Here is a 15,026-nt window from a genome sequence, read left to right as displayed (position 1 = left end):
GGCCATCGTGATCTCCATCGAATCTCGCAAATCCGACAGAATCACAACCTGCTGAAATCACTCAACTCTTTTTGGAACGGACACTGAGAGGATTAACTCCTTTGCTGACTGAGTGCTGTGGTCCACGGAGCTGGTTCTCGATTGGAGCATGACCAGCAAGAACGGACGTCTCTGCCCTCGAGGCATTCGGCCGCTTGTTGTCGCCGGTGGACCCCAATCGCCGTTACGCCAACCACGAAACCGGACATTTTAGCTTTCGTCATTTTGGCCGGATCAGCCGCAGCCGGGCACGCGTCGCGACCAGCAAAGTGGTTATCTCACGCCTCTAGGAAACCTCGTCGAGGCATAGCGTTCACCGACGTTTGCCAGCGATAGCGGCCTGGCTCGATATATTTACCTGGACTGCTGATAGAAGGCTAAGCAGCCTTTTGCAGAGGATCAAGCAGGGCGCCGCTACCAAGAACAACAGCACAATCGCCAAGAAGGCTTCATTGAAGGAAATGGTGACGGCTTGCCTGTCGACAGCCTGGCGCAAAACCGATAGCGCGACTTTGCCAGAAACAACACCGTCGAGGCCCCTAGCCTCAAGTTGGCCCGCCACTGCCTTCAGGCGCTCCTCGAGGACAACCTCGCCAACACCCAGGTGTGATGCCAGTATCGTCCTGTTGTAGACAAGTTGTTGGTCGAGATAAGTTTGCAGGAGAGCCGTGCCCGCCAGACCGCCAACCTGCTTGCCAAGATCGAAAAGACCGATGCCGAAGGGCAGCGCTTTGGCAGGAAGCAGCGTGAGGGCAAACAGCGTCAAACCCACGAACAGGAAACCCAGTCCAAAGCCGCGCAACAGCAGCGGAAACTCCAAATCCACGGCTCCACTGTCGCTTGTCGAACCCGACATGAACCACATTGCCGAGGCGAAAAACACGACACCGGGAGGAGCCAGGGCAAGCGGATGTATTCCGCTTTTTTTTACGCCGATTCCTGCAACCAGCAGCGCACAGCCCAGCATTGCTCCACTCGGCAGAAGAAGAGCCCCCGCATCCGTAGCTGTGAAGTTGAGGACGTTTAAGGCAAAGGCGGGGATGAGAAAAGCGCTGCCGGACAAGGCAAATCCGGCTACTAGACTGACGACTAGGGCGAAGCAATAGTCGGGATTACCCAAAGGCGACGCGGGAAGTATCAGACGATCCGATGCAAATTGGAACTCCCACAGCAGCAGGAGGATGACCGCCAGCAGACCGGTCACGGTGAGAAGGATGATGTGCCCGTCGTCGAACCAGTTGAACCTGCTGCCTTGCTGCGACACGTAAGTCAAAGAGGCTGCGGCGATACCAGCCAGCGCGATCTGGATGTAGGGGGTGCGGATTTCGTGGCGGAACGTTCGTCCGCGGTCCGCCGCGAGCATCACAAGGGCGACAATGCCCACTGGCACGTTACTCAGGAATATCCAGTCCCACGACAGGTGGTCGACAAGCCAACCTTGGAGCGCTGGTGTCACTGTCGTTGGGGCCATTACGGAGCCGAGGGCCAAGAGAGCTTGCACAATCGGTTGCTGACGACTCGGGAAGCGAAAGAACAGCAATGTCTGGCCCGCCACGAGCACGGTCCCGCCGGCGAAACCTTGAACGATGCGGCAAGCGTCAATCCAGGCGATATCGACCGAAGATGTCATTGCGGCCGACGCCAAGAGAAGCGCAACCGCGCCGGCGCGCAAACAAGGCGTTGGCCCTCGCGCTGCGACAAACAAAGGCGCGACCAAAAAGCTGGTCACCTTGGCAGCGACAAAGGCGATGTCGAAAGTCGCGAATTCGTCCGTCGTGGCGTGTATGTCGCCCAGCATATCCAGCCGCCCAATAGAGAGCGCCGTGCTGGCGATCGAATCCATGACGGCAGTCAGTAGAACTCCGGTCAAGACCAGTATGGCGCCGAGCACCTCGGGCCGCTTGGTCAGCACCGGGAGCGGTTCGACGTGAAAGGTCATTGTGCGATACCGGTTCGATTTTCTGCAAGATCACCGGGTGGGACGGAAGTGGCGGTTGCGGGATTCGTTTCCTTGTCCACCCGAACGGCAATCCGGGCTGAGAGTCCAGGAACCAGCCGACCAGGCAATGGATTGCGCGTAAGTCTTATCTTGACTGGAACGCGCTGGACGACGCGGATGAAGTTGCCGGTCGCATTGTCCGGTGGCAGCAGGCTGAAGGCAGCCCCACTGCCCGGGGCGAAGCTATCGACGACACCATCAATCTGAACATCAGGGTACTCGTCGATGACCACCTGTACAGGCTGCCCGATCTCCACTCGATCGAGCTGGGTCTCCTTGAAATTGGCGACGACCCATACATCCTTGACCGGAACGACGTCCATCGCCGGGGTGCCGGGCGTGACGTACCGGCCGACGCGAACTTGCCGGTTGCCGATGACACCGTCGATCGGCGACTCTATAACGGTATTGGCGAGATCCATCCTCGCCAGGCTGACAGACGCCTTGGCCTGGGCCATCGCTGCTTGGGCGCCGGCGAGTTGGGCATCGAACACGCCAAGCTTCAGCCTTTGCGCCAGAGTATTGGCCGCCGCGGCTTTGTCCCCAGCCTCGGCTTTTGCGAACGCGGTCTGCGCATCCTGGAGCTTTTGTTCGCTGGCCGTCCCGCTCTTTCGAAGCGCGGTGTAGCGGTCAAGATTGGCTCTTGCGAGGAGCAAATCCGCCGAGACCGAGCGCTCCTGCGCCACTGCCTGTTCGATCAAGGCATCTTGCAGTTTTTGCGTTGCTTCGATGTTTGCGATCTCGGCCTGTCGCGTGGACAGAGTGGCAATCGTTTGGTCGAGTTTCGCCCGGTAGTCACTGTCGTCGATGCGAAACAGCAAGCTTCCCTTGCTGACGCCGGCGTTGTCGCCGACTGCGACTTCGACCACATAGCCGGAGAGCTTGGGCGCGATGCTCGTTATGTCACCACGGACATAAGCGTTGTCGGTCGTTTCTTCAAAACGACCGTGAAAATACCATTGCCAACCCCAGGCTGCCGACAGAGAAATCGTCACACTCGCCACCATTAGGATACCGATCTTGCGAGCCCGGCTTATTGCTGCTCCCGTTGATTTTGGCGAAAATACTGCGGGAGGCGCTGTCGGTTGCGATTCGTCATCACTCCTCAACGCCGATGGGGTGGGTCCTTCAAAAACTTCAGCTCGGAGCATCTCAACCATCCAATCTCCCGTTCGATCTTGCGAATTGTCTGGCCATGTCAGAGGATTGCCGGCGACGCACAGACCTGGTCGACTCTGACAGCAAATCCTTTGCGACCAAACATCGCGGCACCCCAAGCGGGACCGTCACATAACGACCACCCCGTCCGAACTCTCTGGTTACCAGGTCTTCAGTCAATGCGAAGGCTCTGCTCCATCGCGTAGCACTGGTCCCAGATGAACACGTCATAGCCGGCCAGCCGAGATTGCCATTTGGGCGTGACGGCATTGACGCATTTCACAACGACACGGTCGATGTAGTTGTCGTAGACAGCCCAGAGGTTCGGCTTGTCCTCGGCTTCCATTTCCTCGCCCGGGGGCGTCGATTTGAGAGCAGCGGCGGCAGCCGCCTTCAGGTCATTCATGAATTCGAGCTGCGTCCGCACATCGGAATGAGTGCCCACGCGATTGACGTGGCCTCCGACGAGCGTTTCAAACGGCAATGTGTCGATGTACGCCACCTGGTCGAAGTAACCGGGGATGTCCTTGGCAAGCGCGAAACGACGCCAAGGCATCCAGCCGGGGAAGATCACATCGACCACCATCAGAACCTTCTGTTCGGGAGCATAGATGAAGATGTTCCCTGGCTCATGGGGACTGCTGCCGGGATAGCTCAGGTCCAGAATCTGACTGCCGACCTTCAGCGTATAGTGATCCTTGAACGTGACCGTAGGCACAGGGCGCCTTGGATCCTTCGCCCGTTCGAGCAGATGCAAGGTCTCTTCTTGGGCGATGATGATTGGATGACCGCCGAGGTCGTCTACGCCGCCAATGTGATCTACGTGCGCATGGCTATAGACGACATGTGTGATCGGTCGGTCGGTCACCTCCGCGATAGCCCGGCGTATATGGGCCGAGTATCCCGGAGGTGCGTCGACCACGACGACGCCTGATTCGTATACCAGGAACATCGACTGATAGCCGTTGTCGGTGACCATATAGAGACCACGGCCTAACTGTTGGGTCCGGTATCCCTTCTTCGGGTCGATGGCTGGAGTTACGTCTTCCTTGGGAATCGGAAGGTAGTGGTCAACGCGCGTGCCTATCGGCGCGAGCGACGGCATACTCTGATAAGGCGCGCCAGGCTGCCCTGGCAGGGTCTCGGCGCGGACCCCTTCGATGGGTGCCAACCCAAGTCCAACACCGATTGCAACAGAACCGATCTTCGCAGCGACGGTCAAAAGGGTGGAACGATAGACAAGCACAGCAAACCTCCTGCTTTGATTAATGCGTGCGGGAAGACTTTGCTCATAACTCCGCGGCAAGTTATTATCCTTAGGTATCGCGGACACCATGGTATCAGAGATATCCTACCGACCTTTGCCTCCGTTAGTTCCGGATCGAGCGGCCAAGGCAGCCGATGCCGTGTTGGATCCATGACTGCCTGGGCTGGCGACCTCGCTGCCTTGAATGGCGTAAAGTATTGCCGAGACTATCGTACAATAGAATTCCCGCCATTCCTGGTCGATCTGCATCCCATCTAATATAGCGGGATCGACAGGAGCGGAAAATTGCATGCCAATGGTATTTCAATCGACGGGAGGCAACTTCTCGTCATGACGAGCTTTGAAGGATCGCGTACCGCCCATGGCGCGGACGTGGAGGAAACTCATGTCCCTGATACCACAAAGTCGGCGGATCGGTTCGGTATGACCGCAACATTCGGGGCCTATGGATACCGGGCAGAACAGCTTTCGGACAATTTTGTCCGACTTGAGCCAATCATAGCCAATCTTTCACGACGTGACATCGAACTCCCAACCCGCAAGGTACGAGGTGGGGCTTCATGGGCCACCGAGAGCAGTGTGAGGCAAGCGCGATGGATTCTGGTGCCGCTATTTGGATTGTGGATTGCGATTGCCGCGGCGAATGTAATTTTCTGACAATGAAACGACCCGATCAGTCTCAGGGGCGGACCGTCGCAGAACCGCTGGGGAGTGGCAGAACTGGTCGGCGGCACCAAGCTGATACAAGTTGCTTCGGCAGGCAGCACCACGAATGATGGTCGAGCGCTTTGCTCGGGCGCGTCATATTTGCCTCAGTGAATCACGAACCGGCGAGGGGATTCACGTCCGCGTAGAATTCGGCGTGAGGCTTGCCCATGGCTGCGTCCTGGCGTTCTCTCATCATCATCTCGCGCTTTGCCTGCGGCATTGACATGAACGCTGTCTTGAACTCAGCTCTCGGCTTGAGCGTTTTCATGCCGGCATCGGTGTAGAACGGTCAAATGTTGTCGACCACATCGAGTGCGTCGGCAAAAGCCACTCCGCCAAAGACTGAAAGAGCAAGCGGCTTCACCAGAAGACGCCGATGGATGTCGCCTGGCCGCCTCCCAAGGGCGCACCCGGCGGCTCGATGAGAAGAGACGGAGGGCGTGATTTCCTGGCGTAGGAGGCTTCGAAACAGCAGTGGCGGGCGCTACGCCCGCCACTCTTCGGCTCAGACGGGGTTCACCACCCTGGCTTGGAGGATCATGAGCCGGCAAGAGCATTCAGGTCCGCACAGAACTCAGCGTAAGGTTTGGTCATTGCCGCGTCCTGGCATTCTCTCATCATCGCCCTGCGCTTCGCCTGTGGCAGAGTTGCGAGAGCCGCCTTGAATCTGGTTCTCATGATGGGATTCGTGTGGTTCAATTCGCGAATGGAACCGGTGTAGAACGTCTGCTTGTTGATGGGATCGATAACGTCGAGAGCGCCCGCGAGCGCGCTTCCGCCGAGTACTGAGACTGCAAATGCTGCGACAAGACATTTAGCTTTGATGTTCATGACGAATTCCTTCTCGTTAATGAAACAATCGTCCGCCGGACGACCGTGATGACGATCTGATCTTCACTTCCGTTGACCGAAACTCCCCGGACAAATTGTTATGTATCCGTAGGTCGACGTGAATCTATTGTGCGATGGTGTCGTCGATACTTTGGCATAGGGTCGGTTGAGAGATGCTGATCCGAGGTGCGCTTGCCGACGTGTGCGATCGGCCGTTCTTGCTCAGCTCTCCAATTGCTTCGGCCGCTTCGTCCTGAAGATCTACAGGGCAAGGTTGTTCTCGTGAATTTCTGGACGCACTCTTGCATAACAGCTTGAGAGCACTCCCGTATCTCCGTGCTTGGGCCGACAAATACCGGGATCGTGGACTTTCGTCATCGGAGTGCATACGCCCGAATTCGCCTACGAGAAAAACTTCGTCGACGTGCGCAAGCAATCGGAATTGCTTGCGGTCGGCTACCCGGTTGCTCTCGACAACGACTACGGAATATGGCGAGCGTTCGGCAATCGAGCACGGCGTGCATTCTATGTTGAGTTCTGCGACGCTGGTGTGCGGGCCTACGCCTTTACTTTCGGATAGATGACGAGACAACGCGCGGACTCACGACTGCGTGGTCATAACTCCGGCAGCGATGCGGAAGGGCAATCGGGGGAGGGAGGTCTTGGCTTCCGCGAGGGTTCGACGATACCAACGTGCAATGGAATAACCTTGCCCAAACGATAGACCTAGCTTTTCTATTGATAACGAATGAGGGCGCAGGCGTGCCAACAAGATCGCTATTGCCCGCGGAGCGCGAGTTCATTGCCGCGATGGCGAGTGCTGGGATCGTTGGTGCCCTTCCCGGGACGCTCGAGGCGTGGACGCACGAGGATGATTCTACCCGAACTCGCGTGCCCTGCGGTGAGGCGGCGGCTCAATCCAGTCACGGGGAACAGTGGAACGGCGTTGACCAATACCATCGAGCAATTGATGGGGCCGCGTGGCTCTGCTCTCGTGTGCGCAGTTGGGTAGGTCTTGCCGTCGAACCGAAGGAGCTTGATATGAGCGATGATGTAGTGAGCGCCAAAGACGCAACCAATCGTCAGGAAACGCCGGCAATTGACATGAAGCTCGAGGTCGTCGTCATTCCCGTTTCCGATGTCGAGCGAGCCAAGCGCTTCTATGGCGGCCTAGGTTGGAGGCTCGACGCCGACTTCGCCGTCGGTGACACATTTCGGGTCGTCCAGTTCACGCCTCAAGGTTCAGCGAGTTCGATCCACTTCGGGACCGGCATCACGTCAGCGGTGCCCGGCTCGGTACAGGGACTCTATCTCGTCGTATCCGATATTGAAGCAGCGTACGCCGAACTCGTGGCTTACGGGGTCGACGCGACCGAAGTGTCATACCGCACAGGGCCGGGACAGCCAGCGATCAAAGGCAGAGATCCGGAGCGGCGCAGCTACAACTCCTTTACCTCGTTCAAGGATCCCGATGGCAACGCGTGGCTGCTACAGGAAATCACCACGCGACTGCCTGGACGAGTAGACGCGGCCACGACGTTCGCCACGTCGGTCGAGCTCGAGGCCGCGCTCCGGCGTGCGGCAGCGGCCCATGGCGAGCATGAGAAGCGGAGGGGCGGAGAACGGGATGAGAACTGGCCCGATTGGTACGCCGGGTACATGGTAGCGGAACAGACGGGACAGCCGCTGCCGACGTGAGCAGCGGCGTAGTTGGTCAGGTCGCGCGAGGGATGCGGGAGAGGTGTTGACCCCCATACCGCGCGAGACCCTGGCAGTCCGAGACCGGCACGGATCGATAATTCTCGCTTGCTTGCTCCTCACCAACCAGAAAGTATTGCCAATACCATCGTGCAATAGCTTTACGCAGTTTGGAGGTGGATGTTCAAACTTATATTTGAATAGATTGGGTTGAGCGAGGAAGAAATGATGTCGGCGATATCGCTATCACCAACTCGGCGCGATGTCATTGTTGCGGCCGCCGCAGTTGGAACTGCCAACCTGGTGCCTAGAGCTTTGCAGGCAGCGGCCGGGGAAGAATCCATCCGCTCGTTCAGTATTCACGTCCCGACATGGGCCCTTGCAGATCTTCGTCGGCGTATCAAAGCCGTAAGATGGCCGGAACGGGAGACCGTCAATGATCGCTCCCAGGGCGTCCAACTCGCAAAGCTGCAAACGCTGGTCGAGTATTGGGGCAGCCGTTATGACTGGCGCAAGGTTGAGACGAAACTGAATAAATTGCCGCAGTTCATTACCAGTGTTGGCGGATTGGATATTCAATTCGCGCATATTCGCTCACCACACGAGAGTGCGATGCCATTGCTTATGACGCATGGTTGGCCTGACTCGATTGTGGAACTTTTGAAAGTCATAGGCCCGCTGACCAATCCCACTGCGCATGGGGGGCGGCTAGAAGATGCATTTCACCTCGTCGTTCCGACGATGCCGGGCTACGGTTTTTCGGGTAAGCCGACTGCGACCGGTTGGGGGCCGGCGCGGATAGCTGGCGCGTTTCATGAGCTAATGATCAGGCTGGATTACAACGAGTACGTCTCGCAGGGAGGCGGCTGGGGCGCAATCGTTTCGCAGTTCTTGGCCGTTCAGGCTCCGAAAGGTCTTCTCGGCATTCATGTTAATATGCCTGGGAGTGTACCGCCGAGTATTCTTCGGCATCTCCGTAATTTCGACCCGGCGCCGGTGGAATTATCGGATCGGGAGAAGAGCGCCTATGATCGGCTGCTGCATTTCTACCGCGACGGTTTCGGTTACGCGGCGATGATGAATCAGAGCCCGCAAACCATCGGCTATGCCCTCTCCGATTCTCCGGTCGCAATGGCAGCGTATTTCTACGACAAGTTCGCGGAGTGGACCGATAGCGACGGGGAGCCAGAACGGATCTTCACCTACAACGAGATGCTTGATGCCATCTCTTTCTACTGGTTTACCAACTCGGGAGCTTCATCATCGCGGTCGTATTGGGAAGGCGCGCAAGCAGGCGGTGGTCCGTTTGATGCGTTTGACATCCCGAAAGTCCCTGTGGCGGTCACCGTGTATCCGGCCGAGATCTACCGCGCACCGCGGAGTTGGTGCGATAGAAGCTTCGGTAACCTCATTTATTGGAAGGAAGTGGATAGAGGCGGCCATTTCGCGGCGTGGGAGCAGCCTTACGTCTTCTCTACTGAGCTCAGGGAGGCGTTCAGACCGCTACGCCGAACAATCTGAGGCGAAAGAGGCGATTCTCCCCGCATCGCCTTTGCCCAGTAGCGCGGCCGGGTCGCCCCCCACCCGGCCGCGCATTTGAGTTGCACGTGGGGCAAGAACGGACAACCATTTCCCTGAGAAGGCTTGAAAATGGACGGCATGCCACAACAAATTGACCACAATCGCCGCCGCTTACTCGGCACGGCCTTTGCGGCTATGACTGCCTTCGAACTGGGGACAGGCAAGCCTGCACTGGCGGGTTCGGCTGTGAACAATCCAGGCAAAAACCTCGTCACGAAAGCGGCTCAAATGTCGTTCGGTTCGTTGAAGCAGATTGATGCCGGATTGCTCAGCATCGGATACACCGAGACGGGCCCTGCCGCCGGCCCGGCCGTCGTACTACTCCATGGCTGGCCGTACGACATACACACATACGCTGACGCAGCGCCCCTGTTGGCTTCAAAGGGCTATCGAGTGATCGTGCCATATCTACGCGGCTACGGCACAACTCGGTTTCTTTCCGACGAGACCATGCGCAACGGCCAGCAGTCGGCGGTCGCCGTGGATGTTATTGCCCTGATGGATGCCCTGAGAATCGAACGGGCCACTATCGCTGGGTGCGATTGGGGCGCGCGAACGGCCAACATAGTCGCTGCACTGTGGCCAGAGCGCTGCAACGCTATGGTTTCGGTGAGCGGCTATCTAATCGGCAATCAGCAGGCAGGCAGGCAGCCATTGCCGCCGAGCGCGGAATTGCAGTGGTGGTACCAGTACTACTTTGCGACGGATCGTGGTCGCGCCGGTTATGAGAAATATACTCGCGATTTCGCGAAGCTAATATGGCGTCTCGCTTCGCCGCGCTGGAACTTCGACGATGCTAGTTTCGAGCGCAGCGCGGCCGCGTTCGACAATTCTGATCATGTGGCGATCGTCATCCACAATTACCGCTGGCGTCTCGGTCTGGCCGAAGGCGAGCCTCATTATGAGGATCTGGAGAAGCGACTTGCGCAGTCGCCGGTCATAGCCGTCCCCACGATCACTCTGGAGGGTGACGCCAATGGTGCTCCCCATCTGGAAGCCAGCGTTTATGCGAAGATGTTCTCAGGGAGATACTCCCATCGTTTGATCACCGGCGGCATAGGGCACAATCTCCCTCAGGAAGCGCCGCAGGCATTTGCCGACGCAGTGATCGAAGTCGGTGCGGCCACGTGACTGCCCGGCGCTGAAATCGACTGCCACATGCGCCGCAATGACGTCATATCTTGCGACTTCAGAGATCAAGGACGACATCACCGGTTGGCCGGGAGCAGCAGATCAACGTGTTGCCGGTCGCGGGTGGATCGATTGGATCGGGCTGGTACTCGACCGTTCCAGTCACAAGCCCGGTCTCGCAAGTGTGACAGACACCCGTGCGGCACGACCATCGGGTGGGGACGTCGCACGCTTCAGCAAGTTCAAGCAGGCTCTGAAAACTCGAACCCCAATGGACGCTCAAGCCACTCCGCGCGAACGAAACGAGAGGTCCCGCACTGGAAGGTTCGTCAGGTAAATGCGGCGGCCGGATTGGAGAGGTAGCAATGCCCGGGGTAATCGCGGGACTTGGGCCGAACAGCTCCATGTGGATTTGGTCCGCGGTGACACCCCAGGCTGCAAGGCCTGCGCTCAGGTCGCCCATAAAGGCCGACGGCCCGCAGATATAGAAGTTGGCATGGCGAGGCACGTCCAGTTCTCGGAGCACCTCGATGTCCAAATGTCCGGCGGCATCGAAATCGACACTTTGCCTATCCTCGCGATCGGGCGAGCTGAAGCTTACATGGCTGTGACTGTGAGGCAGGGCCTTGAGCAAGTCTCGGACCTCTTGGGCAAAAGGGTGCTCGTGGCCACACCGGGCTCCACGGAGCCACCACACTTCCCGGGCCGAGTTCTCGGCCGCCAATGCATGAAGCATCGCGATAACGGGAGTCGCACCTACACCAGCACTTAGAAACACGATTGGTCCATCGTTGGACCGAAGCGTGAAGCTGCCACGTGGGGCGCTAACGTCCAGCACGTCGCCGATCTCGACCTTGTCGTCGATGTAGGCACTCGCCAGACCATGCAGTTCCCGCTTGACACTTATTCGGTAGTATTGCTCACCAGGTTTACTCGACAAAGAGTAACTGCGCATCAGTACCGGCGCATCGGTCGCCATCTGTAGGCGCAGCACGACAAACTGGCCTGGAAGAGCTGCAGTGAGGCGAGATTCATCAACGGGCTCTAGCACCAGTGACATCACACTGCTGCTCTCGCGGATCTTGTGCATCACGCGCAGCGGGCGAAATCCGGCCCAGGCAGCAGGCGGTCCGGACGCTGGATCAAGCCCGGCATTTCCGGTCGTCGCACCGCCACTTTTGTTTTGTAAGAGTAGAGCCTGGAAGGATCCTTGCCAGCCAGTGCTCAGCGCCGGGATGCGCAGCGCCCGTTCAAGCTGGCGGCGAGGGTGACCGGGCAAGTATAGCAGCGCATTGACCTCTGACACTGTCATGCGCTCAGGGCCTATCCCCACCTGGACGATCTCATCTCCAGCCTCGACTTGACCTTCTTCCAGGACGCGCAGATAGAAGCCGGGTCTGCCCCGTGCAACCAGCAGCGCGGCCATGCGCGGCTCGTTCATGCGAATACCGACTCGGTAGCAGGTGACGCGGGGTTGGGTCACTTCGAACAAGGCGCTCCCGATCCGGTAGCGATCACCTATGCATACGTCCTGATCCGGCAGGCCATCGACCGTGAAATTCTCGCCAAACTGCCCGTAGGTGAAGTCATTGCGGCCCAGCTCGCTTTGCCAAAAGCGATAGGATTCCCATTGATACACCAATACCGCCCGTTGTTCGCCGCCGTGCCCCGCCACGTCTCCTTGCCCATCGCCATCGACGTTGAGCCGGCGTACCTGACGTGGGCCTTGAACTGGCGTTTTCCAAACCGCGGTGTCGACGGTCTTTCCTCGCCATGGAATGCCACGCGGCAAGCCCACATTGACGGACAGCAAACGAGCCATCACTCGGTCCTTTCAGCCAGCCAATGCCAGCGAATTCACGCAGCGACCCCTCAACCAGGGATTCTGACGTTCCGACCCACCAGCAGAGAATAGCATTGCATGGGCCATCGAGACGAGTGACACCAAAGTATCGATAATACCATAGTGCCATATATTCTTTTTCTGCCTGCTGGCAATACTTTCGAACTGAGGTCTATTTGATAGATATGCGTGTGGGCTCTTGCTTTTCGGTGAAGGCTGTTCTGACGCGTGTCATGCTGATTTTGGACCTTGTGTCGCGAATTTGATGCAGAGGAGCCTATGACGATGTCACATCATTATTCAGGTCCCAACTTCGGCTTCCCGCAGGCAGACGCGCGGCTGGATCTCACCGATCTGTATGCCTTTCCGAAACCGGGGGACGCGGGGAAGTCGATCCTGATCATGAATGTGCATCCGTCCTCTACGGTAATCCATCCGGAGCCTACCACTAACGAACCGTTCTCGCCTGACGGCCTTTATGAGATCAAAATTGACACCAATGGCGATGCGGTCGCCGATATCGCGTATCGAGTCCGCGTTTCAGCTTTACCAGGAGCGATGCAGACTGCCACGGTACGGCGGGTTGAGGGCATACTAGCCGCTGGGACAGACGACGGTGGAGAGGTTGTCTTTCTGGAGGCCCCGGTGTCGACGGGCAGGGATGCGCAAGTGGCCGAGGCCGGCGACTATCGTTTTTTCGCGGGTTGGCGAAGCGAAGCATTTTTCTTTGATACCTTGGGTGCCATAAATGATCTGCATTTCACTGGTGCTGATTTCTTCTGTGACAAAAACGTCTGCAGCATCGTTCTGGAAGTGCCCAACTCCGCGTTGGGGACCAAACCGGTTGGTCTGTGGGCACGCACGCTGGACAAGCAAAGTGAGGGTTGGGTGCAGGTCGAACGGGGTGCGCGCCCCCAGCAGGCAGTATTCCTGCCCGGTGAGCAGCAAGAGGCTTATCTCGCCGGCGAACCTGCAGATGACGCCCGGTTTGTCGCAGTGTTCGCACACGCGCTTGAGCACACTGGTGGATATCTACCGGATGAAGCCGAGCGTGTGGCAAGGACATTGTTGCCGGATATCATGCCCTATGACCCGAGCCGGCGTGCGTCCTTTCCGGAAAATGGCAGGACACTGACGGACGACACGGCGGACGCTTTCATGGCCGTCCTTACGAACGGCAAGTTGGCGGGGGACGGAGTTGGGGCGCATAGCGATCTGCTTGCCGAGTTCCCCTACCTAGGGCCGCCGCATGGCGCCTACGGTTGATCGCATCCCATCTCACATCGGCGCAGACCTGCTCCTTTTGCGGGCAGACACGGGACTATTTGTCTTAAAAGGAGAGTACGATGCGATTGATCCCAACCTGCATAGCTCTAACCGCAGCCTTTGTGATGCCGGCCTCGGCGCATTCGGGTATCGGTTCGGCCGCTTCCTTCGCGGCCGGCGTCGCTCATCCGCTAGGTGGCCTCGATCATATTGCCGCTATGGTGGCAGTTGGCGTGTGGGCCGCCGTCAAGGGTAACCGCGCGCTCTGGGCGTGGCCGCTGACTTTTGTCGCAGTTATGCTGATCGGCGGCGTGCTCGGCCTGGTACAGATCGCTTTGCCCTTTGTCGAACCCGGCATTCTGGCCTCAGTCGTCGTGCTGGGGCTCATGGTGGGGTTGGCGGTGAACCCGCCTTTATGGGTCGGCGCCGCGATCATCGGGCTTTTTGCGCTACTGCATGGACATGCTCACGGAGCCGAGGTCGCCCATACGGTGAACGGGCTGGAGTACGTCGCGGGTTTTGCGCTCGCCACCGCCACGTTGCATGCCGGCGGCATCGGTTTGGCACTTACTTTGCAACGCTTGGCGCCGGGTCCGGTCAATCGTCTTGTTGGCGCGACTTGTATGGCCGTCGGCCTCGGATTGTGCACGGGAGTTCTTTGAGTCCGGACCCGCGGTGTTTTCGCCATTCGGTTGGATTGTTCTTGGCGATGTTGCGGGCAGGCCTTCAGAAGGCAAGCCGTGGCGACTGAGCGTGCGGAGGAATGGAATGTCAGATCCAGACGCAGATCAAAATGTGTTTACCGTGCGGGGAGATGTTGTTCAGGGACGTTTAGCCTCGCAGATGTCGAGAGCCGGTATCGTCCATGACCTAGGGAATCTCATTCAGGTCGCCCTATCCGCGTTGAATCACCTGGGCCGCGACCCGAATATCGCAACGACTCCGGGCGTGGGGTTTGTAATTGGTGGCGCCAAAACCGCTTTGGAACGAGCGGGTTGCCTTGTTAGGCAGACCATCAGGACAGCCGGAGAAATCCAAGGGGAAATTGCGTATGCGAACGTGGGGGTTTGCTTGGCGGACCTACATTCCGTTATTCGCAGCGCTTGGGACGCAAACGTCCATCTCGAGATTCGGGTCGCCTCCGACCTACCTTTGGTACGGTGCGATCGGGTTGGATTGCAAAATGCGGTCCTCAACCTTCTGTTCAACGCGCGCGATGCAATGCCTGACGGTGGTTTGATTTCAGTTAGCGCCTCAGAATCGGAGAACTCCAGCCAGGTGGACATTCGTGTTGAAGACCGCGGTATTGGAATGACCAGCGACACCATGATGCGGGCGTTTGATCTCTTCTTCACGACGAAAGGCGAAGGCCTCGGTGGCGTTGGATTGCCGATGGTGAAACGTTTCGTCGAAGATTTCGGAGGGAGTATCGATCTTAAGAGTACGCTTGGGTCAGGCACGACAGTGACGTTGAAATTGCCCGCGATGCATTAGGGGCGTGAAGG

General features: G+C 58.1%; 14 protein-coding genes. 8 read left to right on the top strand and 6 right to left on the bottom strand.

Annotation, left to right across the window (positions count from 1 at the left end):
* Positions 1–352: 352 nt before the first annotated feature.
* The 3 genes from NKJ46_RS31965 to NKJ46_RS31955 all read right to left on the bottom strand — a co-directional run bounded on the left by NKJ46_RS31965 (position 353) and on the right by NKJ46_RS31955 (position 4,442).
* Complete coding sequence (locus NKJ46_RS31965; protein ID WP_352670925.1) at positions 353–1,978, bottom strand: MFS transporter; 1,626 nt, start codon at positions 1,976–1,978, stop codon at positions 353–355.
* A complete protein-coding gene (locus NKJ46_RS31960) occupies positions 1,975–3,045 on the bottom strand; it encodes an HlyD family secretion protein (RefSeq protein WP_502903486.1) in 1,071 nt (356 codons plus the stop codon). The genes NKJ46_RS31965 and NKJ46_RS31960 overlap by 4 nt, the downstream gene beginning before the upstream one ends.
* A 323-nt stretch (positions 3,046–3,368) precedes the next feature.
* Positions 3,369–4,442: an MBL fold metallo-hydrolase gene (locus NKJ46_RS31955; protein WP_032919871.1), complete on the bottom strand. Its 1,074-nt coding sequence runs from the start codon at positions 4,440–4,442 to the stop codon at positions 3,369–3,371.
* 306 nt (positions 4,443–4,748) lie between these two features.
* Between NKJ46_RS31955 and NKJ46_RS31950 the strand changes: the two genes are divergently transcribed.
* Positions 4,749–5,120, top strand: coding sequence for a hypothetical protein (locus NKJ46_RS31950; RefSeq protein ID WP_352670919.1), 372 nt, complete (start codon positions 4,749–4,751; stop codon positions 5,118–5,120).
* 163 nt (positions 5,121–5,283) lie between these two features.
* On the opposite strand, the gene NKJ46_RS31945 is transcribed toward NKJ46_RS31950, so the two are convergent.
* Positions 5,284–5,439, bottom strand: a complete 156-nt coding sequence (locus tag NKJ46_RS31945; protein ID WP_352670917.1) for a hypothetical protein — start codon at positions 5,437–5,439, stop codon at positions 5,284–5,286.
* 269 nt (positions 5,440–5,708) lie between these two features.
* A complete protein-coding gene (locus NKJ46_RS31940) occupies positions 5,709–6,002 on the bottom strand; it encodes a hypothetical protein (protein WP_352670915.1) in 294 nt (97 codons plus the stop codon).
* Positions 6,003–6,384: 382 nt separating this feature from the next.
* Between NKJ46_RS31940 and NKJ46_RS34910 the strand changes: the two genes are divergently transcribed.
* From NKJ46_RS34910 to NKJ46_RS31920, 4 genes are all read left to right on the top strand, one after another.
* Positions 6,385–6,582, top strand: a complete 198-nt coding sequence (locus tag NKJ46_RS34910; protein ID WP_502903485.1) for a thioredoxin domain-containing protein — start codon at positions 6,385–6,387, stop codon at positions 6,580–6,582.
* Between the two features lie 461 nt (positions 6,583–7,043).
* Positions 7,044–7,700, top strand: a complete 657-nt coding sequence (locus NKJ46_RS31930; protein ID WP_032919884.1) for a VOC family protein — start codon at positions 7,044–7,046, stop codon at positions 7,698–7,700.
* Positions 7,701–7,928: 228 nt separating this feature from the next.
* Positions 7,929–9,221, top strand: a complete 1,293-nt coding sequence (locus tag NKJ46_RS31925; protein WP_352670930.1) for an epoxide hydrolase family protein — start codon at positions 7,929–7,931, stop codon at positions 9,219–9,221.
* A 138-nt stretch (positions 9,222–9,359) separates the two neighbouring features.
* Complete coding sequence (locus NKJ46_RS31920) at positions 9,360–10,412, top strand: alpha/beta fold hydrolase (protein WP_352670928.1); 1,053 nt, start codon at positions 9,360–9,362, stop codon at positions 10,410–10,412.
* A 58-nt stretch (positions 10,413–10,470) separates the two neighbouring features.
* Here NKJ46_RS31920 and NKJ46_RS31915 read toward each other — a convergent pair whose 3' ends face one another.
* Positions 10,471–12,234 carry an MOSC domain-containing protein gene (locus NKJ46_RS31915; RefSeq protein WP_352670913.1) on the bottom strand — a complete coding sequence of 588 codons (1,764 nt, stop codon included), beginning with the start codon at positions 12,232–12,234 and terminating at the stop codon, positions 10,471–10,473.
* A gap of 306 nt (positions 12,235–12,540) precedes the next feature.
* Between NKJ46_RS31915 and NKJ46_RS31910 the strand changes: the two genes are divergently transcribed.
* The 3 genes from NKJ46_RS31910 to NKJ46_RS31900 all read left to right on the top strand — a co-directional run bounded on the left by NKJ46_RS31910 (position 12,541) and on the right by NKJ46_RS31900 (position 15,015).
* Positions 12,541–13,521: a DUF4331 family protein gene (locus NKJ46_RS31910; protein WP_352670911.1), complete on the top strand. Its 981-nt coding sequence runs from the start codon at positions 12,541–12,543 to the stop codon at positions 13,519–13,521.
* A gap of 80 nt (positions 13,522–13,601) precedes the next feature.
* The gene (locus NKJ46_RS31905) at positions 13,602–14,183 is read left to right on the top strand and encodes a HupE/UreJ family protein (RefSeq protein ID WP_352670908.1); all 582 of its coding nucleotides are present in this window, start codon (positions 13,602–13,604) and stop codon (positions 14,181–14,183) included.
* Positions 14,184–14,289: 106 nt separating this feature from the next.
* Positions 14,290–15,015: a sensor histidine kinase gene (locus tag NKJ46_RS31900; RefSeq protein WP_352670906.1), complete on the top strand. Its 726-nt coding sequence runs from the start codon at positions 14,290–14,292 to the stop codon at positions 15,013–15,015.
* Positions 15,016–15,026: the final 11 nt, after the last annotated feature.

The sequence above is a fragment of the Mesorhizobium sp. M0166 genome (assembly GCF_040322255.1).
In the GTDB taxonomy this organism is placed as follows: Bacteria; Pseudomonadota; Alphaproteobacteria; order Rhizobiales; family Rhizobiaceae; genus Mesorhizobium.
The sequence above is the reverse complement of the archived record's forward strand: the minus strand, read 5'-3'. Positions and strand labels throughout refer to the sequence as shown.